Genomic DNA, 24,932 nt, shown 5'->3' with positions numbered 1-24,932 from the left:
TTTAAAAAGAGAGTAAATTAAAAATCCCCTTCATTAATTAATGAAGGGGATTTTTAATTTTATTATGTACCTCGATTATAACTTATTTGAAGTATCTGTATATTCTCCAAGAATAGTGACATTGTTATTTATTCTTACGTTACCATACACATGAATGGTAGAATCATCTCCAACAAATTCGAGCGTAGCACCGCTGTTAAGGTTTAGGTCTCCATAAACAGTAAGGCTTCCCTCAATTCTCAAAACAGAGTTGGAATTGATGTTTAGATGATGGTTTTTGCCCACTGCACCTATGGCGAGTGAACCGCTCATGTTAAATGTTCCGTGGCTGTTAATATTGGTAGAACGCTCAACATTTAAAGACCCGCAAAAGTTGAGTTCGGCGCCTACATTTAGGTGCTTCACTGTAGCAACTCCGCTGTAATTTCTAGCTTCTTCATTGGAATTTATGTTCAGGTGAGGTCCTCCGTTGTACTCGGGGTATTCTGAACAGGATAGAAAGCTTTCTGAGGCTACTTCTGGTTTGTTCATTTTGAGAATTCGAAAACCAGTGCCCGAAGCCACAAAAACGTAATCATCTATCGCCTTTAAATAATTTACAGATCCTTTTACCTCAATAACACCTTCCTGGATGACCGCATTGTTATCATCTAATTTCGTAATTCCAAAACCGGCGCCACCGTTGCCCATCAGGATGTAATCGTCGGTTATGCTTACGGCGTTCGTAACTTTATCTTCTTCAGCGATCGCATCTTCAGGAAGTGTATTTATTCCTAATCTTGCGATTTCTGCAGAAGATTCTAAATTGTATAGCCCAGCTCCATTTTGGCCTTCTGAGACAAGTAAATGATTTCCGTAGAAAGTAATAGTCCTTTTAGCAGCATCTGTCATAAGAGGTAAGGATATCCTTTTTTCAGTTTGAAGATTGGCATCAAGCACCAGGAGACCTTCATCACCGCTTAAGGCTACTAATTTACCATTTGAAAAAGCAGCCGATCTAAGATCAGCATACGGAATCTCGTTTTGCAGCGTCATATTTGCTTCTCCGGAAGAAAAAGTTGCAATGCTTCCTTCGCTACCCGTGAGAGCCACAATAGAATTATCATAGAACAGTACATCTACCCCGGTTTGCCCTGAAAGCGCAACATCATCAAAAGTGGAGCTGAATCTTCCATTAGAGACATCTACCTTTCCAAGAATTGATTCATAAAAATCAAGATCTGGATTAGCAAAAGCCCCGGTGAAGTAAAGTGTATTGTTTCTTACAATTAAGGCATTTACATCAACAGTAGCTGTCATTTCTTCTACGACTCGCGGATTGTACTTATCGCTTATATCAATAATTTGAATCCCTCCTAAAAAGGTTGATCCTTCTTTATTGTATGCTACATAAGCATAATTTCCTTCAACATCTACATGAGTAGCTCGCATTGCTTGACCATTCATAACCGGTGGTTCTACTGTCGCGATTTGCTCAAGCGCAATGTTAATAGCTTCGGGATTTTCTTCGGAATTTTTAGTCGTGGAAGTAGATTGTACGCCAATAACACCAACTTCATCCATAGAAATCGAAGAGGTTACTCCGTCACCGCTATTGACATTGTAAACTTTGTCCTGCAAAATTTCAGTTGAAGAGTAATCATCTTGAGAACATGATAGGAATACCAGAAGGGTGAACAAGCTTAAGGCAAGTAATTTTTTGCTCATTTAATAGGAATTAAGTTAATAGATTCGGGTCTATATGGGAGCAAAGATAAATAGTTTTTCTATTATATTTTTATTTTTTTTCCTGATTTAGAATCTATTAGCCGGTTTATGCGTTAATTCACTGGTAGTGATAATAGCAAAAACGAGGCTTATTACGGGGGAGTACTTACTTCGGATTAATGCCATAGATAATAAAATTTCGTAGCACTTGGGTAAAGTAGTTGCAGGCTATTAAAGCTCCAAAAATGGCATTACAGGAGAGTTTTTGTCCATTATTTTTTGACCTGTTTTTCATAGAGAGAAATCCAGTCTTCCGGGGTCATCTTTGAAGCAAGTTCGCCTATCAGGTCATACGGAATGGATTTTATATTGTTAAACCGAATACAACTTTTGCCCATATCGGGTTTTTTGTCCAGCCTGTCTCGATATGCTCCTGTAAACCAATCCTGAAGCTTTTTATCTGCATACAGGCCCATGTGATAAACCGCAATATATTTTTTTTGAGAGGCAAGGTTCATAAATGGCAAGGGCTGTTTGGGGTTGCAGTGGTAACCCGCAGGATATGATTTATGCGGCACCACATAAGCCAGCATCCCGTAGGCCATTTCTTCCTGAAAACCTTCAGGAAGATTTTCTATAATGACATTTCTTAACTTCTCAACAGGTTCTTTTCGGTCTTCAGGAAGAGATCTCAGGTATTCTCGAGTAGTGCTGGCATTTGATTGCATATTTTAGTCGTTAATCCAGTTTATCAGCCAGCTTCTTAAACACTTTTTTAGGATCTTTTCCCTGGTATAAAATTCCATAAACTGCATTAATGATAGGGGTTTTTGCCCCCTTTTCTTTGTTGATCTTAAAAGCACTTTCTGTGGCATAATAACCTTCGGCTACCATGCTCATTTCCATTTGTGCGCTTTTAACCGTATATCCTTTTCCAATCATATTCCCGAACATCCTGTTACGGCTAAAGACGGAATATCCAGTAACAAGTAAATCACCTAAATAAGCCGAATCATTGATGTTCCGTTTCATTTTATGAACTTTCTTGATGAATTTTTTCATCTCCCGTATGGCGTTGCTCATAAGTACACTCTGGAAGTTATCACCATACCCGAGTCCGTGTGCGATTCCCGCGGCAATGGCGTAAATATTTTTGAGCATGGCGGCATATTCGGTCCCAAAAATGTCATCACTTGTCTTACAGTTAATATAGTCACTAGTAAGGTAAAGCGCCAGCATTTTTGCCTTTTCTTCATCTGCACAGGCAACGGTGAGATAAGAAAGCCGTTCAAGCGCCACTTCTTCGGCGTGACAGGGACCAGTAAGTACACCAATATTGTCATATGGAATTCCATAGGTGTGATGGAAATGCTCTCCTACAATGAGGCTAGTTTCCGGAACAATTCCTTTAATGGCCGAAAATATAACCTTTCCTTCCAGCGGTACCGTAATATTGTCTAGTTCCCTTTTTACAAAAGCCGAAGGAATGGCAAAAATCAGAAAATCTGACTCTTCAATGACTTTATTAATATCATTGCTCAGGTTGAGTTGGTTCACATTAAATTCGACCGAGCTGAGGTAATTGGGATTATGTTCCTGCTTTTTAAGGTGTTCAATAGCATAAACACTTCGCATGTACCAGCTCACTACTTCAACGTTTTCGCACAACATTTTAACAATAGCGGTCGCCCAGCTTCCTCCGCCAATAACGGCAAATTTTGGTGTTTTACTCATAAATTAGTTTTCTCTGCTCAAAAATAAGTAAAATATTAAGCTTTCTGTATTTCTGGAAGGAGTAGCTAAGCTTTATTAGAGAAAGCTTAATGCCTGTTTTTAAAACTTTAACATTATTGGCGGTACAAATGAACACGAAAGCGAAAACATTTGCGTTAATAAGTCAGAAAGAATGAACTTTTTCCCGAAAGAAAGTTTCCATTTTTTTTGGTTGGTTATTAGTTAGTTAGGGTTGCCTTCAGGTTTATGCTTGAAGGCAATTTTTTTATAGATTCTGGAAATCATTCTGGAAATCCTATTTTTGGATAATTACGCTCCCATTTTTATGGTTACGAGAGTAATTGAGAATAAATTTTAAAGAAAATTCTAAGCTATGGAAACTACAAGTATTTTTATCCTCGCTTTAGTGGCATTAACAGTGCTTCTATGGCTGTGGGCTTTGATCGACCTTGTAAGATCAAGCTTTAAAAAGCCTACCTATAAAATTTTATGGCTTCTGGCGATCCTGGTCTTTCCTGTAATGGGTTCCATCTTCTATTTTATGCTGAAGAAGGAATTCGTTGATCCCGGAAAGAGGAAATTTGATCCAGATTTCCAGAGAAAATAAGGGCTTCAAGGTCTTCTTTAAAGATTTCTTCTAGCGATAGAACCCCATTTGATCTATATAGCGCCACACTTTCTCCGGAAGCAGCGGCCGCACATCCTTTCCTTCCTTGATTGCCTTTCTGATAAAGGTGGAAGAAATCTCTATTTTTGGTGCATCAACCTTCGTAATCTTTGGGTGATCCAGGAATTGCGGGTGCATATCTCCTTCAGAAAAACGTGGATAAACGATGATATTATACCGCTCAAGGATGACCTCATAATTTTTCCACTTATGGAAACTTTTCAAATTGTCTTCGCCCATAATGAGGGTAAAATCATGTTTTTTGAACTTTTCCTCAAGATGTGCCAGCGTTTTGACGGTATAATTGGGTTGTGGCAATCCAAATTCAATGTTGCTGGGTTTTAGCAATGGATAATCTTCACAAAGATTCCAAACCATGTCATACCTGTGGTTGTTGTCTAAAAGGCTTTTCTTCTTTTTGTGAGGATTATGAGGAGTCACGACCAGCCAGATTTCATCAAGACTGGAATATTGCACCAGGTGATTGGCAAGGATGAGGTGCCCTATGTGAATGGGATTGAACGTACCAAAGAAAAGTCCGACCTTTTTATTCACGTGCTGCTTTCTTTTCTGCTCCTACATATTCTGAAACCAACGAATAAGCCTCTTCCAGAGCGATGTTTAGGTTATTGTTCACTATGATGTGATCAAATTGTGGTGCGGTGGCTAGTTCAATAGATGCTTTGGCCACGCGCATATTGATCTTGTCGTCAGATTCTGTTTTGCGTTTTTTAAGTCTTATTTTCAGCTCTTCAATACTTGGAGGTTTTACAAACACGGCAAGAGTTTGTTCAGGATAAATTTGCTTGATATCCAAACCGCCCACTACATCTATGTCAAAAATGACATTTTTGCCTTCTTTCCAGATTCGATTGACTTCGCTTTTTAATGTTCCGTAGAAGTTATCGCGATAGACTTCTTCCCATTCCAGGAACTCGTCGTTCTTGATCTTGTTTTTAAATTCCCGCAGGCTCAGAAAGTAGTAATCCTTTCCGTTTATTTCATTGCCTCGTGGTTCCCGTGAAGTTGCTGAAATGGAAAAATCCAGTTTCAGCTCTTTTTGAGCAAGAAGGTATTGTACGATCGTGGTTTTTCCCGAACCGGAAGGTGCGGAAAAAACAATAAGTTTTCCGTCGGCCATTAGAGTACGTTTAGAAGTTGTTCCTTGATCTTTTCGAGCTCGTCCTTCATTTGTACGACCAGTTGCTGCATAGGCGCGTAATTAGATTTGCTGCCAATGGTATTGATCTCCCGTCCCATTTCCTGGGAAATAAAAGCGAGCTTTTTGCCGTTTGAATCCTGAGAATTTAAATTCTCTGTAAAGAACTTCAAATGATTTTCCAGGCGAACTTTTTCTTCGGTGATATCAAATTTCTCGATGTAATAAACCAGCTCCTGTTCGAAACGATTTTCATCTATATTCTCCTTTAATTCTGAAACCCCTTTGTGCAGGCGTTCTCGCACCGCTTCAATTCTGTCAGGATCCATGGCGATGACATCACTTAGCAGGCCAGAAATGTTGTTTACCCGTTGCTGCAATTCCTCTTCAAGTGCTTTTCCTTCGGAAGTTCTAAACTCATTGATTTCTTTTAAAGCCTCTTCTACAGCTTCATTAATGGAATCAAATTCACTTTCATCGATCTCTTCCCTTTCGGTTTTAAGAGCATCGGGCATCCTAACTGCCATTTTTAAAAGTTCGGTTTCATCTCCGGCTACAATTTCCTTTAATTGTGCTATATAATTCTTCACAACCGCAGCATTTACTGTTGCGGTGGTTTCTTCCCCGGTGATTTCCACAAAAACAGAAAAATCTACTTTTCCGCGGCTTAAACTTTTGGAAATTTTGTTCCGCAGCAATAGTTCCTTCTCCCTGTATTGCGAAGGAATCCGCGCATTCAGGTCCATGTTTTTGCTGTTAAGTGACTTTATTTCAACGGTTATTTTCTTGGATGGCAGCTGTAAAATGCTTTTTCCAAAACCGGTCATTGACTGGATCATGTAGCTTTTTTAAAGTTGCGTAAAGATACGTAAAAGTGTAAAAGTGGGAAAGAATCTGGAGTATGAGTCGGGAGGATTTGTGGAAAGGAACTTTATTCTATGCATGCATAATAAAAATTTGTAGTTTTATGCTAAAATTGAAAAGATGTACTTTAAAGAATTTGAGATAAGGTGGAGCGACCTTGACGCGAACCGCCACCTGGCCAATACGGCTTACATTAACTTTATGAGCCACACCCGTATGGGATTTCTAATGGAAAACGGCTTTGGGCAAAAAGAACTGGCAGAGCGAAATTTAGGTCCGGTGGTTTTTTACGAGCACATTTATTATTTCAGGGAAGTCTTTGCAGGTAAACCCGTGCGTGTTTCATTGCAATTAAAAGGGCTTTCTGAAGACGGAATGTACTTTGAATTTGTTCATAATTTTTACGATCATAAAGGAAGAAATTTTGCTTCCTGTGAAATGATGGGAGCCTGGATAGATCTTGAAACCCGAAAATTGACCGCTCTTCCTGATGATTTTTATAAAAATTTCGATAGCATGGAGCACGCTGATGATTTCAAGGTTTTGACCAAAGAAGATACGCGCAGGTTTGGGAAACGTCCAAAAGATATAGACCCTGAAAAATTCTCAGCCTAAGAGAAACCTGTTTCTAAATCTTTTAGTGGAAAAACTGAAGGTTCGGCTTTTATGGAAATCATGAAGCCCTGATCTCGGTTTTCTTCTTCGTGACCATGTAAACTCCCACAAAGACCAGTAAGCCCGCAACTAATTTTGTGGTGTTTAGGCTGTCAGCCCCTGTGGAAATTGCGTAAATAATAGCAATTAGAGGTTGCAGGTAAATGAACGCACCTATGGTGGAAGCCGAAAGTTGCTTTAACGCGTAAACATTCAGTAGGTATGTGGTGAAGGTAGTTCCCAGTACCACAAATGACATTTTCCAAACCGCTTCAAAAGGTAACGCTTTCCATTGTACTGCTGTAAATTCAGAGATGGTAATGGGAAGATTAATGATGACGGCAATGGTAAAAAGCCATTTCATCAAAGTAAAAGGATGGTATTTTGAGGTGAGCGGTTTTACGATGATAAGATACAATCCATAGGAAAGCGCGTTTACAATAAACAGAACATTTCCCAGGGGGATATTTGGTGCATTGCTTTTACTTTCTGCGCTAAAAAGTACCAGTACAAGGGCCCCTGTTAGTCCTACTGCAATCCCGGTGCTTTTAAGCAAGGTGATTCTCTCCTTAATAAGTATGGAGGCGAGTATAAGCACCATAACAGGGGAAAGGGTTACTATGACCGAGCTGTTAATTGGGGTGGAAAGGCTCAAACCTTTAAAAAAGAAAAGCATGTTGATCACCATTCCAAAGACGGCACAGGCAAAGATGCGCGGCCAGTCTGAAGTTGTGATTTTTTCTTTAGGTCCAAAGATACTAATTGCCCAAAAAAGGACGGCGGCGCCAAAAACCCTTAGAAAAATGAAGCCAAATGGCTCGATGTAGGTTGGCATCACCCCTTTTGCTACTGTGTGATTGATCCCGTAGATCGCACTTGCTACAATAGCGGCGATGATCGCCAGGATACGGCTATTCATGCAGGCTGGTTTTGGCAGCTTCTACAGTTTTCTTAGCATTGCCAATAAAAATATCATCTCCATGAACGAGCACCGGGCGTTTCAAGAACGTATAATGCTCCAAAATGAGGTTTTTGTAATCTTCTTCAGAAAGATCTTTATTCTTTAAATCTCTCTCCTTATATAACCTGGCTCTTTTGCTGAAAAGAGCTTCATAACTTCCTGCCAGAGTTTTTAGTTCTTCCAGTTCTTTTTCAGAAACAGGATTGGCTTTAATGTCCTGCAGTTCAACATTGGTGGGTAAATCGAGTTCAGAAATGATCCTTTTACAGGTATCGCAGGTAGAGAGGTAGTAAATCTTGTTCATAGCGGCAAAATTTCTGCAAAACTATTCAACTTTTAAGTAGGATTCAACCTCTGCCTTGGGAATTTCCAAATAAACACTGCCTGCAGAATAAGGAGCTACTTCATAGGCGTTGTACGCCAGTAAAATTTTATCATCTTTAAAACCAATATTTAAAGGAAGGTGAAAAGTGTCATTTTCGAACCAGAAGCCCGTGCTGTTTATGTTTTCACCTTCAGGAATTTCCTGATTTTCGCGGAATACATTTTCAGCATAATCTTTGAATTCCGGAGTAAAAAGTTCTTCGTAGGTATAGAGTTTGCCTGTCTCTTTGCTGAAATTTAAAAAAGACAATCCGCGATAGCCGTGTGCGCCGCCCCTGAAGATTTCGGAATTGATGCCAACAGAGATAAGGCTGTCGCTCTCATGGTAAATTTCTCCGTCCACGTAAGCTTCCCAGGTGGGTTCTTGTGGAAAATCTGCGGCAGTTTTGCGATAATCTTGTATAAAATTATTTGCAAGTTCCTGTAATGAAGCGGGTCGTTCACCATCTACCGGAGAAATGATCTGGATGATCTCTTCCTTCAGCTCCCTGTTGATCTCCCGGGAAGCATCTGAGTTTCCTGTCGCCAGGGGGAATTTAATAGAGATCACCGTGCAGTTCTTCTCGAGATTTTCACAATTTTCACCTGTGGTTTCCAAAATGGTCTGAGTTTCAAAAATGAGATTTTCAGGCTCTTTTTTGTCAGATTTGCAAGCGGTGAAAATGAGGAAGAGCAGAGAGAGATGCCTGAAATTTAGCGCCATATGAAGTGGGTGTTAAAGAAAACTGAAAGATAAGAGGTATTTTGGGAAAGCCCAATGCTTATGGTACATTTGTGGACAAATTTTTTAAGATATGAAGTTTAATACCAAAGCAATTCACGGAGGCCAGGAAAATACAGATCCGGCCTACGGATCTGTCATGCCTCCAATATACCAAACCAGTACCTATAAACAAAGCACCCCGGGAGGACACAAAGGATTTGAATACTCCAGAAGCGGGAATCCCACGCGCGCAGCACTTGAAAACGCCTTGGCGAGTATTGAAAATGGGAAATACGGGCTGGCTTTTGGATCTGGTCTTGCTGCTATAGATGCAGTGATCAAGCTTTTTGAACCAGGCGATGAAATTATTTCGACAAATGACCTATACGGTGGTTCTTATCGTTTATTTACCGGGATCTATGAAAAGTTTGGCATCAAATTCCATTTTGTGGGAATGAATGATGCTGAAAAGATCAACGATTACATCAACGAAAATACCAAAATGATTTGGGTGGAAACTCCTACCAATCCAATGATGAACATTGTGGATATTGAAGCGGTATCCAAAATAGCAAAAAAGAACAACCTTTTACTGGCTGTAGATAATACCTTTGCAACTGCTTACCTGCAACAACCTTTAGATATGGGCGCAGATATCGTGATGCACAGTGCAACAAAATATCTTGGCGGGCACAGTGATGTTGTGATGGGTAGTTTAGTAGTGAAAGACCAGCCGTTGGCAGAAAAATTATACTATATCCAGAATGCAAGTGGTGGAGTTACAGGGCCGCAGGACAGTTTTCTTGTGCTTAGGGGAATCAAAACCCTGCATTTAAGAATGCAACGTCACTGTGAGAATGGAGAAGCCGTCGCAAAATTCCTGAAAGATCATCCAAAGGTTAAGAATGTTTACTGGCCGGGATTTGAAGATCATCCAAACCATCAAATCGCGAAAAGGCAAATGAAAGGTTTCGGCGGAATGATCTCTTTTACAACTGCTGAAGATACGCTGGAAAGTGCTGTAAAAGTGGTAGAAAACCTGAAAGTATTTACCCTTGCCGAATCTCTTGGTGGTGTGGAATCGCTGGCAGGACATCCTGCAAGTATGACCCACGCATCTATTCCACAGTCAGAAAGGGCAAAAACCGGGGTTGTTGATTCTTTGATCCGTTTAAGTGTAGGGGTTGAAGATGAAGAAGATTTAATAAGTGACCTGAAACAGGCACTGGAGAAATAAAAGGAAACCATTTTTCTGAATTACAGAAAGAGGCTGTCTACAAATCTTGCTTTACGTCAACTGGAACCTTTTCAGGTCCTAACAAATAAAATGACGTGGGTAAAGCTTTTTGGACAGCCTTTTTTATTGATGGCAGGTATTTAAAAGTTGATGTAATAGATATAACCTACATTTAACCAGTAAATGATGTCTTTAGCTTTGTTTTGAGGATTGTCGTGGTTTAGCCCATCCAGCCAGTCGGTATGGTAATACCGCCATTGCCCTATCGCTACCAGGTCACTGGACCTCCCCAATTTATATCTAATGCCCACCCCCAAAGCTGCAGACCAGGTGCTGCCCCGGTCAAAATCAAGTCCGCCTTTAAAAGTGGGAAATAAATTTTCTTCTAAAGGCCCCAGTGTAGAATAGGCATCGGGTTTATAAGAAACAAAACTACCACCAAAACTCACAAAAGGAGCAATAGGGTAAGCGAAATTCGTATAATCTCTAATGCTGTAAGGATACCATTCAAGATGTGCCCCTATTTCAAAAACGCGGGTAGAACCCTGCATTTCTCGCAGGCGCTTGCCATTTTCGTTTTGTTTTTCTGCTACGGGGCCAAAATGGTTGAGTTCGGTATAGTGAAAGTCTATTTCAGATCTCAATTTGAAATGATCGTTGAAATAAGAATCTGTAGTGTAACAATTACAGTCGGTGCTGTAAGCGAAGTTCATGTAATGAACTATCCCTACCCCAAACCCTATGTTGCTTGAATTTGCTTCAAGGCTGTAGCGCTCCCCATAATCTGAAAAGAAGGCTACCGGTCCTGCCACCACTCCTATTTCCTGCCCAATTCCATACTGTGCATTTGCAGTACCTTTTCCGAAGAAAAAAAGCAAGCACAGCAAGGTAAAAGTGAAGGAGAACTTTGTCATACAAATGAAATGGAGCCGGGACAAATATATAAAAAGATGCTTAAGAATGTGCTACTTATCTCTCTTACAGTATTAAGTTAAATTTATATCAATCTATAAATTTAAGCGGCTGATTTTTGAAGAAAACGTATATTTGCACTACCCTAAAAAAGGGCTTTAAACATCTAAATTGTATTTTATCCTATGGAAAAAAATGTACAGGAATTCTTGGATAGCGTTTCTAAAAGAAACGCAAATGAACCGGAATTTTTACAGGCGGTTCATGAAGTAGCCGAAACTGTAATTCCATTTATAGAAAAAAATAAAAAATATCAGAATAAAAAGTTGCTTGAACGCATGGTAGAGCCAGAGCGTGTGATCATGTTTAGAGTGCCATGGCTGGATGACAACGGTGACGTGCAGGTAAATCGTGGGTTTAGAATACAAATGAATTCTGCGATTGGACCTTACAAAGGAGGACTTCGTTTTCACCCTTCTGTGAACTTAAGTATCTTGAAGTTCCTTGCTTTTGAACAGGTGTTCAAAAACAGCCTTACCACACTGCCAATGGGTGGCGGTAAAGGAGGATCTGATTTTGATCCAAAAGGAAAGTCTGATAATGAAGTGATGAAATTTTGCCAAAGTTTTATGACCGAGCTTCAACGCAGCATTGGTGCAAATACCGATGTACCTGCAGGAGATATTGGGGTTGGCGGCCGTGAAATTGGATTTTTGTACGGGCAGTACAAAAGGCTTAGAAATGAATTCACCGGAGTACTTACCGGAAAAGGCCTTTCTTACGGCGGATCTTTAATTCGTCCCGAAGCAACAGGTTACGGAAATGTTTACTTCGCTGAAAATATGCTGCAGAAGAAAGGTGATACGATAAAAGGTAAAACCGTGGTAATTTCAGGATCTGGGAACGTGGCGCAGTTTGCTGCAGAAAAAGTAACCCAGTTGGGCGGAAAAGTAGTGACTCTTTCAGATTCTTCAGGATACATCTATGATGAAGACGGTATTTACGCCGAAAAACTTTCTTTCGTGATGGAACTTAAGAATGAAAGAAGAGGAAGGATCAAAGAATATCTTGAGAAATATCCAGATGCCAAATATTACGAAGGGGAAACTCCATGGAATATAAAATGCGATGTGGCGCTGCCATGTGCTACTCAAAACGAATTGCATGAAGAAGATGCGAAGGCATTGGTTTCTAACGGCTGTAAACTGGTAGGCGAAGGTGCAAACATGCCGTGTACTCCCGAAGCAATTGGCGTTTTCCAGGAGAACAAGATCTTGTTCTCACCGGGGAAAGCTTCAAACGCAGGTGGTGTAGCGACTTCAGGATTGGAAATGTCTCAGAATAGCTTGAGGTTTAACTGGACTTCTGAAGAGGTAGACGCGAAACTGAAGCAGATCATGAAGGACATCCACGAACAGTGTGTGAAATATGGAACAGAAGAAGACGGTTATGTTGACTATGTAAAAGGAGCAAACATCGCCGGATTCGTTAAAGTTGCAGATGCCATGCTCGCGCAGGGAGTTGTATAAATAAATATTCATTAACTGAATATCCAAAAAGCCGCTTTTATAGCGGCTTTTTTGTTTAATAATAGTTCACATTGGGAAACACCGAAATAGTTTACTATCGAATTAATTGTACTTTTGGGTCCATCGGGTTCAGAATAAAAACCTTAGTAAATGCTTGTCACCACCAAAGCCATTGTTTTTAGTGCGTTGAAATATGGAGAATCTGATCTTATTGTAAAATGTTTTACAGAAAAGAGCGGGTTAAGAACTTATTTACTGCGCAGGATCCTGAAATCCAAAAAAGGCAAATTAAAGACTTCTTTATTTCAGCCGCTTACCCAGCTTGAAATAGTGGCAAACCACAAAGACAAAGGCACTTTGGAAAGCATGCGGGAAGCCAAGGTGGTGCAGCCATACCATACGCTACATACCGACGTTATGAAATCTTCTGTAGTTTTCTTTCTTGCTGAAATGCTGCGGAATTCAGTGAAGGAAGAAGAGGCAAACCTGCCTTTGTTCCGTTATCTGGAAAATGCGTTTAGCTGGTTTGATACGCACAACCAAATTGCTAATTTTCACCTGTTATTTCTACTAAATCTCACGCGGCATCTGGGATTCTATCCTGATACCGACGGATTGGAAATGCCTTATTTTAATTTACTCGATGGCACATTTCAACCCGTGGAGACAAACAGGTACTGCGTTCATGATGAAAATTTAGACCTTTTAAAAAAGCTGTTGGGCACAGACTTTGATGCCCTTTCGGCCATTAAACTCAACCAAACCGGCCGTTCAAAATTTTTAATGCTGTTGCTCGAGTATTACGAGTTGCACTTGCAGGGTTTCAAAAAGCCCAAATCTCTTGCGGTCTTAAATGAAATATTTAACTAATGCGCGCGCTCCTTCTAATTGTGTTGCTGTTTTCTTCTTCTTTATTACAAGCACAGGAGATCACTGTTCTTGACAAAGCTACCCGAGATCCAATCTTTAATGTTGCAATTTTTAACCTGGATAAAAGTAAAAGTGCGCTTACGGATTTTGACGGTAAGGCAGATATTTCTGAATTTTCTACAGATGAGATCCTGTTCTTTCAGCATATGTCCCACCGAAGGTATCACAGCACAAAGAAAAAGATCCTTCGCAATAATGCTGCGGTACTTTTAAAACCCGGTGAGAACCAGCTGCAGGAAATAGTGGTTTCTGTGGCACGTTTTGAACAGGACCGGCAAAATGTTCCGCAGAAAGTCATTAGTCTGCCCAGAGAAGAAATTGTTTTTTCCAATCCGCAAACCTCGGCCGATCTTCTTGAAAACAGCGGACAGGTTTATGTTCAGAAAAGTCAGTTGGGCGGTGGAAGTCCTATGATACGAGGCTTTGCGACGAACCGCTTGTTGATCACCGTAGACGGAGTGCGAATGAATACTGCCATTTTTAGAGGTGGGAATGTTCAGAATGTAATTTCTATAGATCCTCTGGCCGTAGAAAGAACAGAAGTAGTACTTGGGCCGGGTTCTGTAGTGTATGGGAGCGATGCTATTGGCGGGGTAATGAATTTTTTCACTTTACGGCCGTCGTTGTCAATGAATGATAACACAATGTTTTCCGGAAATGCCTTTGCACGCTACGCAACCGCAAATAATGAGAAAACAGGCCACCTGGATTTTTCGGTAGGTACTCAAAAATGGGCTTTTTTGACCAGTGCCAGTTATTCAGATTTTGGAGACCTGAGAATGGGAAGCCACGGGCCTGAAGAATACCTGAGGAATGAATACGTAGTGCGCCGGGATGGCAATGATGTGATGCTGCCCAATGACAATCCAAAGGTGCAGATTCCTACAGGTTATGAGCAGCTGAATCTTCTTCAGAAGGTGAGATTTCGCCCCAATCAAAAATGGGATTACCAGTTGGGAGTGATATATTCCACCACTTCAAATTATCCGCGATACGACCGCTTATACAGGAAAAGAGATGGTGTGCTTCGTGCTGCGGAATGGTATTACGGGCCGCAACGATGGCTGCAGAGTAATTTCCAAATTCATAAAAAAGGAAACGGTAGCTTTTATGATGAAGCCAAATTAACGGCGGCTTACCAGTATTTTGAGGAAAGCAGGAACGACAGGGATTTTGGCGGAGAAATCCTTTACCAGACAGAAGAGCAGGTAGATGCGTATTCTTTCAATCTGGACTTCGAAAAAGGATACGGCGAAAACAAATTATTTTACGGAGTGGAATATCTGCTGAATGAAGTGGATTCCCACGGAAACGAGACAAATATTTTTACTAACGGCACAGTACCCGGAGCCTCGCGATATCCCAATGGCTCCACCTGGCAATCTATGGCCGCTTACGGAAGTTTTCAATGGCAGCTGGCAGAGGATCTTGTGTTGCAGACCGGCGCACGATACAATCATATTTTGCTAAATGCCACATTTGATAAGAATTTCTATGACTTTCCATTTGAAGAAGCAAAACTTAACACGGGAGCGCTCACCGGGAGTGCGGGTCTAAGCTGGATGCAAAATGAGCTGCTCAACTGGCGCCTTAATCTTTCGACGGCATTTAGAGCACCCAATATTGACGATGTGGGGAAAATCTTTGATTCTGCGCCGGGAATGGTGGTAGTTCCAAACCCTGAGCTGGAACCTGAAACAGCTTACAATGCAGAACTGGGCGTTACGCTCAACTTCGAGAATATTGTGGTACTGGATCTTGCAGGATACTACACGCTTTTAGACAATGCTATGGTTCGAAGAGATTTTTCTCTTAATGGTGAAACAATGGTTGAATACCAGGGCGAGCTTAGCCGGGTACAGGCAATTCAAAATGCTGCTGAGGCCTATGTTTACGGGTTTGAGGCCGGCGCTAAGATCAACTTTTTTGAAAACCTGCACCTGCTTTCACACCTGAACATTACCGAAAGAAAGGAAGAGCAGGATGACGGTACAACCGCGCCCCTGCGGCATGCCGCGCCACTTTTTGCAGATGCGCACCTGGTATGGAAAAATGACATTTTGAAGTTCGATCTTTTTGCCGATTATAATGCCGAATTCAGTTACGATGAACTTGCACCTACCGAAAGGGATAAGCCTTATTTGTATGCTGTAGACGCAAACGGAAATCCTTATTCCCCCGAATGGTATACAGTGAATTTTAGTACTCAGTACAAGATCACCAATGATCTTTCAGCAACAGCTTCTTTGGAGAATATAACGGACCAGCGCTACCGGACGTATTCCTCAGGAATTGCTGCCGCAGGTAGAAATTTGATCCTAGCGCTGAGTTATAATTTTTAGAATGTTCAGCTTCTTTTCGGGATTTCAGATTGTTATTTCAGGTTTTGATAATTATTATATCCTGCTGAACCTGAATATCCAAAAATGGAGTTTTTCAGAAGGTTTCTAAGTGTTTTCTGAAGAGTTAATTACTAGTTAGCGCATCTATTTCTGAAATGACACCGTGGCCGGCATCTCTTAATTGGTCGTATTCATAGACCATTGCATCAAATTGAAAGGCCGCTAAACTAATAACATTTCTATAGGGAGCAGAGGCCGTGTATTCTATGAAATCCTCGAAGTATTCAGATTGCGGGGTGGCTCTCATTCTAAGGGAATCCTGTGGTAAAAAAGCAGATGCCAGGATCAAAGACCGGTCGAATTGGGTGGAAAGATAGGCTTCCTGGCTTACCACATAATCATTATAGCTTTTCTCATTCTGGGCAATATCTTCTACTATGCTGTGATACCTTGTCAAAAGCGAATCCAGGTGCGTATTATTAATTTTTCCGAAGTAATTTGAATTTTTCAAGGCTTCATATCCGCCGGTATTTGGCTTAAAATAAAAATCTGCAAAGGCTACTCCACAGTTCATAAAAAGCAGAAGATCCTCGTCTTCTGTTTTATCCAGCATACGGGTTCGGGCTTTTTTGCACAAATTGGCCATTTGCGTTCGGTATTTCGAGATGGTATCCAGTTTCCGAAGATCTTCTAAAGTGTGGGATCTTACTTTTCCCAGATATTCATTCAGCGCCCTGTGGTCTTTTCGCGCCTGGTTCCAGTTGTTGATTTGTAACGCAATCAGGATGCCAATGACCACCAGAATGATTTCACCAACCGCATACATGAAGTATTTACTGAACTTATTTTCGGTAAGTAACTTCTGACGAATTTTCCTGAAGAATTTCATATCTGAAAATCAAATAGTTACAATAAAATTATAACATTAATTTGTAAAATGAAAAGGGAAGGAGCAGGTGAATTTTTCAGGTAAAGGCTACTCTAAAGTTTGATTCCGATTCTTCAGTATTTTGACGATACGGCTGTATACAATTTCTGAAAGATTCCAGTTATAGCCCTCGAAATTTACGGTATTGGTAAATTGAATAACAACGGCGTCTATGTCTTTATGATATTTGGCGATACTTTGGTACCCGGGGATTAAACCTGTATGATTAAATTTATAAAGAGAAGCGTATAATTCCTGTTCTTTTTTGTCCTTAAAAACGCTGCCATCATTTAAAGCCCTTAAGAACTTGCCTAAATCTTCGGCCGTGGCCAGCATAGAGTCATTGTCATCTCCCTTCAAATCGTACTCATAGCCAACGTAGTAACCACTCATCACGTCGTCCAGGTTCACATCGTGAATAGATCCATAGGTGTTGTTAAGATGTAACGGGTTTAAGATCTTTTTCTGAATGTACTGGAAACTGCTTGCGCCCGTGACCTTTTCAATAAGTTCAGAAAGTAACAGGTAATTTGTATTGCTGTATTCATAGTCATCGCCCGGTTCAAAACTGGCCGGGGAATCAAGTACCAGCGCCAGCCGTTCTTCGTTGGTTTCTTTTGGTGCCGCCCAGTAATTATAAGTGTTTGTGTAATTTGGAATGCCGCTCCTGTGCTGTACCATCATTCTCACAGTGATCTCTTCAGCATTTTCGATTCGCCCTACGAGTTCAGGGAAGTAATAAGCAAGGGTTTGATCCAGCGAAATTTTATTCTCCCTTACCAGTTTGGTGATGGCCACGGCCTCATATAATTTCCCGATACTGGCAATTTTGAACAAAGAATGCGGATTGGCAGGGATTTTATTTTCTCTGTTCTTGTAGCCGGCAGCATAAAATTCAGGTTCTTTAGCCTTCTGGTCTATGTATACAATAATGCCATCAAAACCCAGTTCTGTTGCTTCATTTACCTGCTCCTGAACCGTATCTGGTAGTGGTTTGATCCATGCGGTAACTATAGGCCAGGGAACAAAGAACAAAGAAATTGCCGTGGCCCCAAGTAATACAATTCTAAAAAGCTGTTTTTTCTGTTTTTTCGTCATTTTATGATAGCGCTGCTTTTCCTCCTAAATTTATCATAAAAGAGGATAATAAGGAAGGATACTGAAGGTAAAATATTGAGCAGGTTTTTGTAATCGCCAAATTACATCCAATAACTCCCGCCGGTTTAAGACAAAAGCAGCCGGAATATCTTCTTTAGAATAAAAAAGATAATTTTCTAGAAGTGTTAAAAATGAGATTTTTAAAACTTATTCTGTTGCGTTGAGGAAATGGCTATACCGTTTCTACAAGTTTGTTTGCAATGAAACTTCTATTAAAAATTGAAGATCAGTGGCTTCGTTTTGTAATGCTATTTCCTGATTATTAAAAACGGCTCCGGTAGGAACGTAGTAAAATAGTTCACAAGGAATTTCGACCAATTCTGCTTCAAATTCTAAAGTAATAGAAGTTGAATCGTCTAAATTAATTTTATACTCGAATTTTTCCTCTCGTGGAATAAACATAGAAAGTGTATTGTCATATTTTCGGATTTCGGCATCCGGTTCAGCATATTCATGTGGTGGAATATATCGAAAACCGGGGTTCATAAAATCACCTTCCACAGTTATATTTTCGGGGTCAATGGTTCCGATTCTGATGAGGTTAACTCCGTTTTCATCTACCATGCGTACAAATAATTCGGGAAATTCCGGGTCAAAAAGCCTGCAGTCAATCCCGTTATCATCATCGTTACTGGAGCAGGCTGAGGTGAATGCTGCAAGTAGAATTATGATAAATATCTTTTTCATATTTCAGTTTTTAAAGAGGATGGATAGGTATGACTGTCTATTAAACTCTATCTTAAAAGGTATTTAAAATGGCATTTTAAAGATGTATTCCGCACTTCGGTTTTGTTTTTCAATTCAATATATGATTCCGCTTTTAAATTGAAACTGGTCTTTTTAAAAAACCCATTTCAATTGGATTTGTTTTCCTGATTGCGTTTTGTATTGATTTATTCGAGGTGCAAGAATAGCAGAAACTCCAGCACTAATCATTCCCTTGTATGGACTCTCCAAATTCTCAAATACAATATGTAGAATTGTCCAAACCGTTAGAAAAATTACTAAGAATACTAAATGGCTCAAAATTCTCACTTTAGTTTTAATTTTTATTTTTTTAAATATTTGGACTCAATCCACAATGAATGTCAACAGTTTCAATTTTTACAGGTTGCTGTGTATTTTTATTCATTAGTGCTGGTTTTGTCATTAAAACTCATCATCCAGTTAATTCCAAATTTGTCGATAAACATTCCGAAATAGTCTCCCCAAAATGTATCGGCTAAAGGCATTGTTATTTGTCCGCCTGCAGAAAGTGCATTAAAAATTCTATCTGCTTCTTGTTTTGTATCAGTAGAGATAGCAATAGAATAATTTGTTCCCGGTGTATAGTTAGCAGTCCACTCTCCTCCTGTGTCACTTCCCATTAACATAGTTTCCTGGCTAATGGGAAGGCTTATATGCATAATTTTGTCTTTGTCTTCTTCAGAAACTGGAGGTAAACCTTCCTGTGGAGGCATTTCGCCAAATGTTCCTACATATGGAAACTCCCCTCCAAATACCGATTTATAAAATTCGAATGCTTCACGGCAATTGCCGTTAAATGTAAGATAAACGTTTACAGTTGTCATTTTTATTGAATTTAAAATGTTAATAATTAAAAAGGATTTGGGGGAGGATTCACTGCCACAGGGTTTAAGTGCTGTTTATAAAAGTAGGCGAAAAGATCATTTTTGAAGCTGTATTGTATGTTGCACAAGTTAATCAAAAGTGTTAATTTTTTATGTACATGGCAATACAATATCATGCAGCTGCCAACTATTCCCCGTAACCCGAAGAAGTATTAATAATTTACGAACCAAATGGCTAAAGCAGGGTTTTTGGTTGCGCAGCCTTGAAGGAGGGCTCTTAATTAGAAGATTTGTTTTATCCATTCAGAAAAAAGATGGTCTTTATTCAAATAAATTAGCGTTAAACCTATCGTATCAGTAAATCCATGGACTAGAACCAAAAGCAATAAGTTGTTCCTGTTTTTATAAAATAGCGTAGAAATTAAGAAGGACCATAAAAATACCGATACTATACCTACGACGCCCTGGTAGGCATGGGAAATCCCAAAATATATAGATGTAATAATTGCAGATAAGAACCAGGCCTTATTAGAGTCACCAAATAATTCAGCTAAACTTTTCATGTAATATCCTCTGAAAAGGAATTCTTCTCCAAATGCTGCAAAAACCCACATGACTCCCATAAGAATAATATAACCTACCAGGTTGCCTCTTATATCATCTACAGAAGATAAATCGAAGTCTCCCAGGTAGTGTTGAAGAATGGGGTCTATAAATACACCGAACAAAATATAAATAGCAACAGTTATAAGTAAACTATGTATAACTGTTCTTCTGGTTAATTTCTTTCTAATTCCAAATTTTGACCATTCAAAATTACCAGACCATAATATTAAAAATGCAACGCCCAATCCAAAAAAGAAAACAAAGTTTCGGTCTATAAAACCAAATAAAGGTGCAATAAGCATTGTGAGTACCACTATGTATGGTTTCGTTAGGAAATTATAAATTTTAGTTTTCATAGGATATTTGATGTTATAATTCTATTCTCTCTCCGTTAGCCTTTATGCGGAAGTATTTTCCTTTCGTTATTAAAAGACCTTCAGATCTTTTTCTGGGCCAGTTTTTATTATAGTCCTTAGGGTGCTTCACATCAATGGCAAATACTTTCCCGTTATAAAGTTTTTTTACCTTCCACTGAATGGTGTGACCAACGATAATTGCAGTCGCATTAAATTTTTCCAGACCTTTCTCAACATCTTCCTGTGATAAATCATCTTGAAAATAGCCTCTGTACCAGCATATTCCTTTTTTGTTGGAAAGTATTAGCTGTTCTACGGTTTCTTCTGGTTTGGGATAATATGAATGATAATAGTTCTCTCTATTAATTTGATTCACCTTTTCTAGGTCTATATCATAATTGACAATTTCTGGGTGTATACCACCGTGAGCAAATAAATGTCCATTAATTAGTTCCATAGTATTTTTAGAAGCCATCCATTTTCCTATAAATGCATCTTTATTGTATAGCTCGTGATGTTGTTTTCCCAGAATTGAGGCAACTCCATAATATTTATAAGAAGCAGATTGAAATTTACCCTGCATGTTGTACAGTTCATGATTTCCTAAAATAAAATGCACCTTCCCGCCTTGCTTTTTGGCATCCTGTTCTAATTTATAGATGAACCAAAGTACTTGCGTAGTTGAGAAACCTCTGTCTACAAAATCACCAACTAAGACAAGATGCCCCTTATCAAATGTCCAGTTTAAATGGCGGTCAACAACTTTATTAGCAATTAAAAAATCACGGAACGTCTTGTAGCTGCTTTCAATATCTGAAATGGCTAAAATGGGTTGGTTATCAGTATAAGTGGTTGGGGGAAATTTAAATTTAGAAGTAATATTGATTTTAAAACTGGACGAATCTAAAGGGAATTGACTAGTAACAGGAATGATCGAATTAATAGAATGATTTGTTTTATCTACATAGAAACCATCAGTTTTATTTCCTCTTATATAATTTACATTTAAGGTGCTATCTGTATCATAAAAAACATAAGGACCTTCTTTTTCTAAATATATATTTAATGGATTGCTTCCGTATTCCAGACTTCCATTCAAAGAGATTATTACCACAATGCCTATGATCAATAATACCAGGATTGTTCCAAATACATTCTTTAAATAGCGTATGAGTTTTACTTTCATTTTCAATATTTTATGTTCAATTTTTGACTGATTAGAACCAAATATATAGTGCTATCCTGGCTCGATTAATTTATTGTGATGTACGAATGTTACCTGTGGATATAAACAACTACAGAGGACTGAACAGCCTTTATCACGGGATTTGGATATTACATAGTGAATAACATTGCGTTGGTCACTATTAGTTTTCTGCCAATTTATTTGTACTATTTTTACAGCATGACGTCTATTATAAGAAGAGATAAATACCTAATATTAAGGATTGTGGTTCTGGTCACTATTCTCATTCCTTTGATAATAACGACCTACGAGTTTATAATTCTTGGGAATGAATCTGTAGTTTTCCTGGCAGAATATCCATCAGCAATAGGTATGGTAGTTATATTATACTACTCGTTACTTCTGGTTGGTGGTTTGCTTTGGCTTATCAAACAATTAAAGTCAATTTTAAGTCTAAGGAATGAAACCAGGAAAAATGAATTACTTCATTTACAAAGCCAGGTAAACCCACATTTCTTCTTTAATATGTTGAATAACCTATATGGCATTATTGACAAAGACACAGATGCGGCTAAAAGACTAATATTAAAGCTATCCGAATTAATGCGATACAGTATTTATGAAGGAGAAAAGAATGCTGTTACTTTATCTGAAGAAATATCTTATTTAAAGAATTATATTGAATTGCATAAAATGAGATACCATAAAGATATCGCTATTCAATTCAAGACAGATATTGCAAATGAAAGGGTGAAAATAAGACCATTATTATTGATCATCTTATTAGAAAATGCATTTAAGCATGGTGTTGAAAATATACGGGAAAAAGCATATGTTTCAATAGATCTAATCGCCAGCAAGGAGAAATTGATCTTTAACCTTGAAAATAATTTTGATGCTACACAAACCTCGAACCCGGTTGGTATTGGTCTCAAAAATTTAAAAAGAAGGCTGGAGTTAGTTTATCCTGAAAGGCATAAACTAACTATTAAAAATGCTGATTCAGTATACAAAGCGCACTTAGAATTACAGTTATAATGACTTATTTAATAATAGATGATGAACCTGTAGCGCACGATATCATTAAAGGATATTGTGATTTGTTGCCTAATATGAATTTGATGAAGCATTGTTATGATGCCATTGAAGCCCTGGATTATTTAAGAGAGAATCCGGTAGATTTAATTTTTCTGGATCTAAATATGCCTAAATTAAAAGGATTCGAATTTTTAAGAATTATTAAGGAGGCACCTGCAGTTATTGTGACGACAGCTTATAAAGAACATGCTTTAGAAGGTTTTGAGTTAGATGTCGTAGATTATCTACTGAAGCCTTTCAGCTTTGAGCGACTTTTAAAAGCCATAAACAAATCCACTCATTTAAAAAGTAGGATGAAGCCATTCGAATCTCCCTTAATTACTGAAGAAGAACAAGTTTTTTTATACAGCGATAAAAAACACATTCGGGTTAAACTGAACGACATATTATTTGTTGAAGCTGCAGGAAATTATTGTAAAGTTGTTTTAGCAGAAAATCAAATATTGATAAGAGAAAAAATATCGGATGTGTTAGACATACTTGATTCCGAAAAATTTATTCAGGTCCATAAATCCTTTATTGTTTCTAAAAATAAAATTGAGACAATACAAGGCAATAGAATACAAATGATAGAGCACCAGATTCCGGTAGGAAAGAGCTTTAAAAATAATCTGGTTAATTACCTGAGATTGTAAACAACGTCCCGGTTAACGCAAGTTGCGGCTTGGGAACTCGAATTTTTCCGTTTATTCGCTATTTTTAAAGGTATCCGAAAATGGCATTTTTGACTGGTCTGCCGCATTTGTATTAAGCCTTGTTGGCAACTCGCTTTTTCTCGACTCTATAATTAGAGCTTTGATTTTTAATCCTTCATTGGTCTTTCAGGAATGTAAACAAAATCAATTTCGATATCATCTCCATATTTAACTATCATAGAACACAATACTGAGACACTTTTTCCATTGTCAATAGCGGGTTTCATTACGGGCATTTTTCTAAGCACTCTCAAAATTTCAGCTTGAATGGTTAATTCTGTATCTCTGACTTTCATGCCTGTTAATTTTCCGTATTCAGTAATTATAAAAAAAGCTTCAACCTTCTTAGGTTCTGAAAGATTTAATTCTTTCAATAAATTTGAGTTAATTTCACGCTTTATAAATTCCGCTACTTTTTCTTTGAAGCATTCTCTTGTTTCTTCTTCAGAGAGATCTTCACAACCATTATACACTGGCGTAATCTCTACATTTTTTAATATAATACTATTGTCAGTAGTATAATTTGCCAAACCGTCATCCTGTGACACAATACTGCATATACTTAACATCGCTTGTTCCTCTTCTTTAGTCAAATTTCCCTGTGCCATAACCTGTTCCTGAACAGCATTGATTTTCATTATCAATTCATTTTCTCCATTTTTTGAAGAATGAGATCTTTCCTTGCAGGAAACGCATAAAAGCCCCATAGAGAGGCTTGAAAAAACAATTAAATTTTGTAATCGTTTACTTCTTTTAAAATTCAACATGTAATTCATGAGTTTGGATTTTTCAGCTTATAGCCAACGGCCTCGCATAACGACACATGGCGTGGAGTAGGGGACAGGGTTTTTTCGGTTTAACGTTTTTGTTTGCTATGAAAACTAATTTAGTTCTTTTAAATTAAACCCGCCATTTGCAGTCTACGTGGTTGGCAACCGGCTCCTAAACGTAAATTTTAATGATTTCTCCATTACCTTTTCCATCTACACTTCGAATATATCCTCTAACTACCTTTTCCATAGGTATAGGATTATGACCTGGAAAGGCATCTTTATATTTTTCATAAGCATCTTCAACCATTCCTGATGAAACAACATTAACTCGGACACCATTTTCAATTTCGAGAGCAACAGCCTTTACAAAACTATGAATTGCTCCATTTACCATAGCTGCACTAGTTGTTTGAGCTACTGGATCATCTGCCAAAATTCCAGTTGATAAGGTTACCGAACCATTTGGATTCAAATAATTTTGTCCTATTCGAACCAAATTAACTTGCCCCATTAATTTACTTTTAAGTCCGATGTAGTAATCTTCTTCAGAAAGTTGATTGAAATTAGCCCATTTTGCTTCTCCAGCAATGCATATGATTGCATCAAGCTTCCCTGTTTTATCAAACATAGATTTTATTGAATTACTATCTGCAATATCTACTGTGACATCTCCAGAATTTCTTCCTGCGATTATAATCTCATTGCTTTCTTGAAATTGGGCTACAACTCTTTTTCCAATTGTTCCATTTCCTCCAATTATTAATATTTTCATCTTTAC

The 24,932-nt window shown here is 38.6% G+C and carries 26 protein-coding genes; 8 read left to right on the top strand and 18 right to left on the bottom strand.

Annotation, left to right across the window (positions count from 1 at the left end; translation table 11 throughout):
* Positions 1 to 75: 75 nt before the first annotated feature.
* From ACOV1Q_RS01305 to ACOV1Q_RS01295, 3 genes are all read right to left on the bottom strand, one after another.
* Complete coding sequence (locus tag ACOV1Q_RS01305; protein ID WP_424492628.1) at positions 76 to 1,707, bottom strand: LVIVD repeat-containing protein; 1,632 nt, start codon at positions 1,705 to 1,707, stop codon at positions 76 to 78.
* Between the two features lie 272 nt (positions 1,708 to 1,979).
* The gene (locus ACOV1Q_RS01300) at positions 1,980 to 2,435 is read right to left on the bottom strand and encodes a DUF1801 domain-containing protein (protein WP_424492627.1); all 456 of its coding nucleotides are present in this window, start codon (positions 2,433 to 2,435) and stop codon (positions 1,980 to 1,982) included.
* Positions 2,436 to 2,445: 10 nt separating this feature from the next.
* Complete coding sequence (locus ACOV1Q_RS01295) at positions 2,446 to 3,441, bottom strand: NAD(P)H-dependent glycerol-3-phosphate dehydrogenase (protein ID WP_424492626.1); 996 nt, start codon at positions 3,439 to 3,441, stop codon at positions 2,446 to 2,448.
* A 373-nt stretch (positions 3,442 to 3,814) separates the two neighbouring features.
* Here ACOV1Q_RS01295 and ACOV1Q_RS01290 point away from each other — a divergent pair, with 373 nt between their 5' ends.
* A complete protein-coding gene (locus ACOV1Q_RS01290) occupies positions 3,815 to 4,048 on the top strand; it encodes a PLD nuclease N-terminal domain-containing protein (protein ID WP_424492625.1) in 234 nt (77 codons plus the stop codon).
* Between the two features lie 30 nt (positions 4,049 to 4,078).
* On the opposite strand, the gene nadD is transcribed toward ACOV1Q_RS01290, so the two are convergent.
* From nadD to ACOV1Q_RS01275, 3 genes are read right to left on the bottom strand one after another with little or no spacing between them, the layout of a single operon-like run.
* Positions 4,079 to 4,663 carry a nicotinate (nicotinamide) nucleotide adenylyltransferase gene (gene nadD, locus ACOV1Q_RS01285; protein WP_424492624.1) on the bottom strand — a complete coding sequence of 195 codons (585 nt, stop codon included), beginning with the start codon at positions 4,661 to 4,663 and terminating at the stop codon, positions 4,079 to 4,081.
* Positions 4,656 to 5,249 (bottom strand): guanylate kinase, encoded by a 594-nt coding sequence (gene gmk, locus ACOV1Q_RS01280; protein ID WP_424492623.1) that lies wholly within the window; start codon positions 5,247 to 5,249, stop codon positions 4,656 to 4,658. Before gmk ends, nadD begins: the two co-directional genes overlap by 8 nt.
* Complete coding sequence (locus tag ACOV1Q_RS01275; RefSeq protein WP_424492622.1) at positions 5,249 to 6,106, bottom strand: YicC/YloC family endoribonuclease; 858 nt, start codon at positions 6,104 to 6,106, stop codon at positions 5,249 to 5,251. Before ACOV1Q_RS01275 ends, gmk begins: the two co-directional genes overlap by 1 nt.
* 136 nt (positions 6,107 to 6,242) lie before the next feature.
* Here ACOV1Q_RS01275 and ACOV1Q_RS01270 point away from each other — a divergent pair, with 136 nt between their 5' ends.
* On the top strand, positions 6,243 to 6,746 hold the full coding sequence (locus tag ACOV1Q_RS01270) for an acyl-CoA thioesterase (protein ID WP_424493382.1): 504 nt from the start codon (positions 6,243 to 6,245) through the stop codon (positions 6,744 to 6,746).
* Positions 6,747 to 6,804: 58 nt separating this feature from the next.
* Here the strand turns inward: ACOV1Q_RS01270 and ACOV1Q_RS01265 are convergent, their stop codons facing one another.
* The 3 genes from ACOV1Q_RS01265 to ACOV1Q_RS01255 are packed head-to-tail and all read right to left on the bottom strand — an operon-like array spanning position 6,805 to position 8,833.
* Positions 6,805 to 7,704, bottom strand: a complete 900-nt coding sequence (locus ACOV1Q_RS01265; protein ID WP_424492621.1) for a DMT family transporter — start codon at positions 7,702 to 7,704, stop codon at positions 6,805 to 6,807.
* Positions 7,697 to 8,050 (bottom strand): arsenate reductase family protein, encoded by a 354-nt coding sequence (locus tag ACOV1Q_RS01260; protein ID WP_424492620.1) that lies wholly within the window; start codon positions 8,048 to 8,050, stop codon positions 7,697 to 7,699. The genes ACOV1Q_RS01265 and ACOV1Q_RS01260 overlap by 8 nt, the downstream gene beginning before the upstream one ends.
* Positions 8,051 to 8,071: 21 nt before the next feature.
* Positions 8,072 to 8,833, bottom strand: a complete 762-nt coding sequence (locus tag ACOV1Q_RS01255) for a DUF3298 and DUF4163 domain-containing protein (protein ID WP_424492619.1) — start codon at positions 8,831 to 8,833, stop codon at positions 8,072 to 8,074.
* A gap of 91 nt (positions 8,834 to 8,924) precedes the next feature.
* Here ACOV1Q_RS01255 and ACOV1Q_RS01250 point away from each other — a divergent pair, with 91 nt between their 5' ends.
* The gene (locus ACOV1Q_RS01250) at positions 8,925 to 10,070 is read left to right on the top strand and encodes a cystathionine gamma-synthase (RefSeq protein WP_424492618.1); all 1,146 of its coding nucleotides are present in this window, start codon (positions 8,925 to 8,927) and stop codon (positions 10,068 to 10,070) included.
* Between the two features lie 140 nt (positions 10,071 to 10,210).
* Here the strand turns inward: ACOV1Q_RS01250 and ACOV1Q_RS01245 are convergent, their stop codons facing one another.
* Entirely contained in the window at positions 10,211 to 10,984 is a 774-nt protein-coding gene (locus tag ACOV1Q_RS01245; RefSeq protein WP_424492617.1) for a THC0290_0291 family protein, read from the bottom strand.
* 183 nt (positions 10,985 to 11,167) lie between these two features.
* On the opposite strand from ACOV1Q_RS01245, the gene gdhA reads away from it, so the two are divergent.
* From gdhA to ACOV1Q_RS01230, 3 genes are all read left to right on the top strand, one after another.
* Complete coding sequence (gdhA, locus tag ACOV1Q_RS01240; protein ID WP_424492616.1) at positions 11,168 to 12,511, top strand: NADP-specific glutamate dehydrogenase; 1,344 nt, start codon at positions 11,168 to 11,170, stop codon at positions 12,509 to 12,511.
* A 150-nt stretch (positions 12,512 to 12,661) separates the two neighbouring features.
* Positions 12,662 to 13,381 (top strand): DNA repair protein RecO, encoded by a 720-nt coding sequence (gene recO, locus ACOV1Q_RS01235; protein ID WP_424492615.1) that lies wholly within the window; start codon positions 12,662 to 12,664, stop codon positions 13,379 to 13,381.
* The gene (locus ACOV1Q_RS01230) at positions 13,381 to 15,783 is read left to right on the top strand and encodes a TonB-dependent receptor (protein ID WP_424492614.1); all 2,403 of its coding nucleotides are present in this window, start codon (positions 13,381 to 13,383) and stop codon (positions 15,781 to 15,783) included. Before recO ends, ACOV1Q_RS01230 begins: the two co-directional genes overlap by 1 nt.
* 124 nt (positions 15,784 to 15,907) lie before the next feature.
* Here the strand turns inward: ACOV1Q_RS01230 and ACOV1Q_RS01225 are convergent, their stop codons facing one another.
* The 6 genes from ACOV1Q_RS01225 to ACOV1Q_RS01200 all read right to left on the bottom strand — a co-directional run bounded on the left by ACOV1Q_RS01225 (position 15,908) and on the right by ACOV1Q_RS01200 (position 21,588).
* Positions 15,908 to 16,672, bottom strand: a complete 765-nt coding sequence (locus ACOV1Q_RS01225) for a DUF6090 family protein (protein ID WP_424492613.1) — start codon at positions 16,670 to 16,672, stop codon at positions 15,908 to 15,910.
* A gap of 87 nt (positions 16,673 to 16,759) precedes the next feature.
* Positions 16,760 to 17,809 carry a serine hydrolase domain-containing protein gene (locus tag ACOV1Q_RS01220; protein ID WP_424492612.1) on the bottom strand — a complete coding sequence of 350 codons (1,050 nt, stop codon included), beginning with the start codon at positions 17,807 to 17,809 and terminating at the stop codon, positions 16,760 to 16,762.
* 243 nt (positions 17,810 to 18,052) lie between these two features.
* Entirely contained in the window at positions 18,053 to 18,556 is a 504-nt protein-coding gene (locus tag ACOV1Q_RS01215) for a hypothetical protein (RefSeq protein ID WP_424492611.1), read from the bottom strand.
* Between the two features lie 437 nt (positions 18,557 to 18,993).
* Entirely contained in the window at positions 18,994 to 19,440 is a 447-nt protein-coding gene (locus tag ACOV1Q_RS01210; protein ID WP_424492610.1) for a VOC family protein, read from the bottom strand.
* 281 nt (positions 19,441 to 19,721) lie between these two features.
* Positions 19,722 to 20,402: a CPBP family intramembrane glutamic endopeptidase gene (locus ACOV1Q_RS01205; protein ID WP_424492609.1), complete on the bottom strand. Its 681-nt coding sequence runs from the start codon at positions 20,400 to 20,402 to the stop codon at positions 19,722 to 19,724.
* Between the two features lie 13 nt (positions 20,403 to 20,415).
* Positions 20,416 to 21,588, bottom strand: a complete 1,173-nt coding sequence (locus tag ACOV1Q_RS01200; RefSeq protein WP_424492608.1) for a metallophosphoesterase — start codon at positions 21,586 to 21,588, stop codon at positions 20,416 to 20,418.
* A 219-nt stretch (positions 21,589 to 21,807) separates the two neighbouring features.
* Here ACOV1Q_RS01200 and ACOV1Q_RS01195 point away from each other — a divergent pair, with 219 nt between their 5' ends.
* Positions 21,808 to 22,626 carry a sensor histidine kinase gene (locus ACOV1Q_RS01195; protein WP_424492607.1) on the top strand — a complete coding sequence of 273 codons (819 nt, stop codon included), beginning with the start codon at positions 21,808 to 21,810 and terminating at the stop codon, positions 22,624 to 22,626.
* A complete protein-coding gene (locus ACOV1Q_RS01190) occupies positions 22,626 to 23,321 on the top strand; it encodes a LytR/AlgR family response regulator transcription factor (protein WP_424492606.1) in 696 nt (231 codons plus the stop codon). Before ACOV1Q_RS01195 ends, ACOV1Q_RS01190 begins: the two co-directional genes overlap by 1 nt.
* 167 nt (positions 23,322 to 23,488) lie before the next feature.
* On the opposite strand, the gene ACOV1Q_RS01185 is transcribed toward ACOV1Q_RS01190, so the two are convergent.
* On the bottom strand, positions 23,489 to 24,148 hold the full coding sequence (locus tag ACOV1Q_RS01185) for a hypothetical protein (protein ID WP_424492605.1): 660 nt from the start codon (positions 24,146 to 24,148) through the stop codon (positions 23,489 to 23,491).
* A 175-nt stretch (positions 24,149 to 24,323) separates the two neighbouring features.
* Positions 24,324 to 24,926 (bottom strand): short chain dehydrogenase, encoded by a 603-nt coding sequence (locus ACOV1Q_RS01180; protein ID WP_424492604.1) that lies wholly within the window; start codon positions 24,924 to 24,926, stop codon positions 24,324 to 24,326.
* Positions 24,927 to 24,932 lie beyond the last annotated feature (6 nt).

It is taken from the genome of Salinimicrobium maris (genome assembly GCF_049680855.1).
Classification (GTDB): Bacteria; Bacteroidota; Bacteroidia; order Flavobacteriales; family Flavobacteriaceae; genus Salinimicrobium.
Note: the sequence above shows the minus strand (reverse complement) of the source record. Positions and strands in the feature narration are given on the sequence as shown.

What these genes read in the sequence shown, in the direction of transcription:
- ACOV1Q_RS01305 (WP_424492628.1), bottom strand. Translation starts at nt 1,707, where the DNA reads ATGAGCAAAAAATTACTTGCCTTAAGCTTGTTCACCCTTCTGGTATTC.
- ACOV1Q_RS01300 (WP_424492627.1), bottom strand. Translation starts at nt 2,435, where the DNA reads ATGCAATCAAATGCCAGCACTACTCGAGAATACCTGAGATCTCTTCCT.
- ACOV1Q_RS01295 (WP_424492626.1), bottom strand. Translation starts at nt 3,441, where the DNA reads ATGAGTAAAACACCAAAATTTGCCGTTATTGGCGGAGGAAGCTGGGCG.
- ACOV1Q_RS01290 (WP_424492625.1), top strand. Translation starts at nt 3,815, where the DNA reads ATGGAAACTACAAGTATTTTTATCCTCGCTTTAGTGGCATTAACAGTG.
- gmk (WP_424492623.1), bottom strand. Translation starts at nt 5,249, where the DNA reads ATGGCCGACGGAAAACTTATTGTTTTTTCCGCACCTTCCGGTTCGGGA.
- ACOV1Q_RS01275 (WP_424492622.1), bottom strand. Translation starts at nt 6,106, where the DNA reads ATGATCCAGTCAATGACCGGTTTTGGAAAAAGCATTTTACAGCTGCCA.
- ACOV1Q_RS01265 (WP_424492621.1), bottom strand. Translation starts at nt 7,704, where the DNA reads ATGAATAGCCGTATCCTGGCGATCATCGCCGCTATTGTAGCAAGTGCG.
- ACOV1Q_RS01260 (WP_424492620.1), bottom strand. Translation starts at nt 8,050, where the DNA reads ATGAACAAGATTTACTACCTCTCTACCTGCGATACCTGTAAAAGGATC.
- ACOV1Q_RS01255 (WP_424492619.1), bottom strand. Translation starts at nt 8,833, where the DNA reads ATGGCGCTAAATTTCAGGCATCTCTCTCTGCTCTTCCTCATTTTCACC.
- ACOV1Q_RS01250 (WP_424492618.1), top strand. Translation starts at nt 8,925, where the DNA reads ATGAAGTTTAATACCAAAGCAATTCACGGAGGCCAGGAAAATACAGAT.
- ACOV1Q_RS01245 (WP_424492617.1), bottom strand. Translation starts at nt 10,984, where the DNA reads ATGACAAAGTTCTCCTTCACTTTTACCTTGCTGTGCTTGCTTTTTTTC.
- gdhA (WP_424492616.1), top strand. Translation starts at nt 11,168, where the DNA reads ATGGAAAAAAATGTACAGGAATTCTTGGATAGCGTTTCTAAAAGAAAC.
- recO (WP_424492615.1), top strand. Translation starts at nt 12,662, where the DNA reads ATGCTTGTCACCACCAAAGCCATTGTTTTTAGTGCGTTGAAATATGGA.
- ACOV1Q_RS01230 (WP_424492614.1), top strand. Translation starts at nt 13,381, where the DNA reads ATGCGCGCGCTCCTTCTAATTGTGTTGCTGTTTTCTTCTTCTTTATTA.
- ACOV1Q_RS01225 (WP_424492613.1), bottom strand. Translation starts at nt 16,672, where the DNA reads ATGAAATTCTTCAGGAAAATTCGTCAGAAGTTACTTACCGAAAATAAG.
- ACOV1Q_RS01220 (WP_424492612.1), bottom strand. Translation starts at nt 17,809, where the DNA reads ATGACGAAAAAACAGAAAAAACAGCTTTTTAGAATTGTATTACTTGGG.
- ACOV1Q_RS01215 (WP_424492611.1), bottom strand. Translation starts at nt 18,556, where the DNA reads ATGAAAAAGATATTTATCATAATTCTACTTGCAGCATTCACCTCAGCC.
- ACOV1Q_RS01210 (WP_424492610.1), bottom strand. Translation starts at nt 19,440, where the DNA reads ATGACAACTGTAAACGTTTATCTTACATTTAACGGCAATTGCCGTGAA.
- ACOV1Q_RS01205 (WP_424492609.1), bottom strand. Translation starts at nt 20,402, where the DNA reads ATGAAAACTAAAATTTATAATTTCCTAACGAAACCATACATAGTGGTA.
- ACOV1Q_RS01200 (WP_424492608.1), bottom strand. Translation starts at nt 21,588, where the DNA reads ATGAAAGTAAAACTCATACGCTATTTAAAGAATGTATTTGGAACAATC.
- ACOV1Q_RS01195 (WP_424492607.1), top strand. Translation starts at nt 21,808, where the DNA reads ATGACGTCTATTATAAGAAGAGATAAATACCTAATATTAAGGATTGTG.
- ACOV1Q_RS01190 (WP_424492606.1), top strand. Translation starts at nt 22,626, where the DNA reads ATGACTTATTTAATAATAGATGATGAACCTGTAGCGCACGATATCATT.
- ACOV1Q_RS01185 (WP_424492605.1), bottom strand. Translation starts at nt 24,148, where the DNA reads ATGTTGAATTTTAAAAGAAGTAAACGATTACAAAATTTAATTGTTTTT.
- ACOV1Q_RS01180 (WP_424492604.1), bottom strand. Translation starts at nt 24,926, where the DNA reads ATGAAAATATTAATAATTGGAGGAAATGGAACAATTGGAAAAAGAGTT.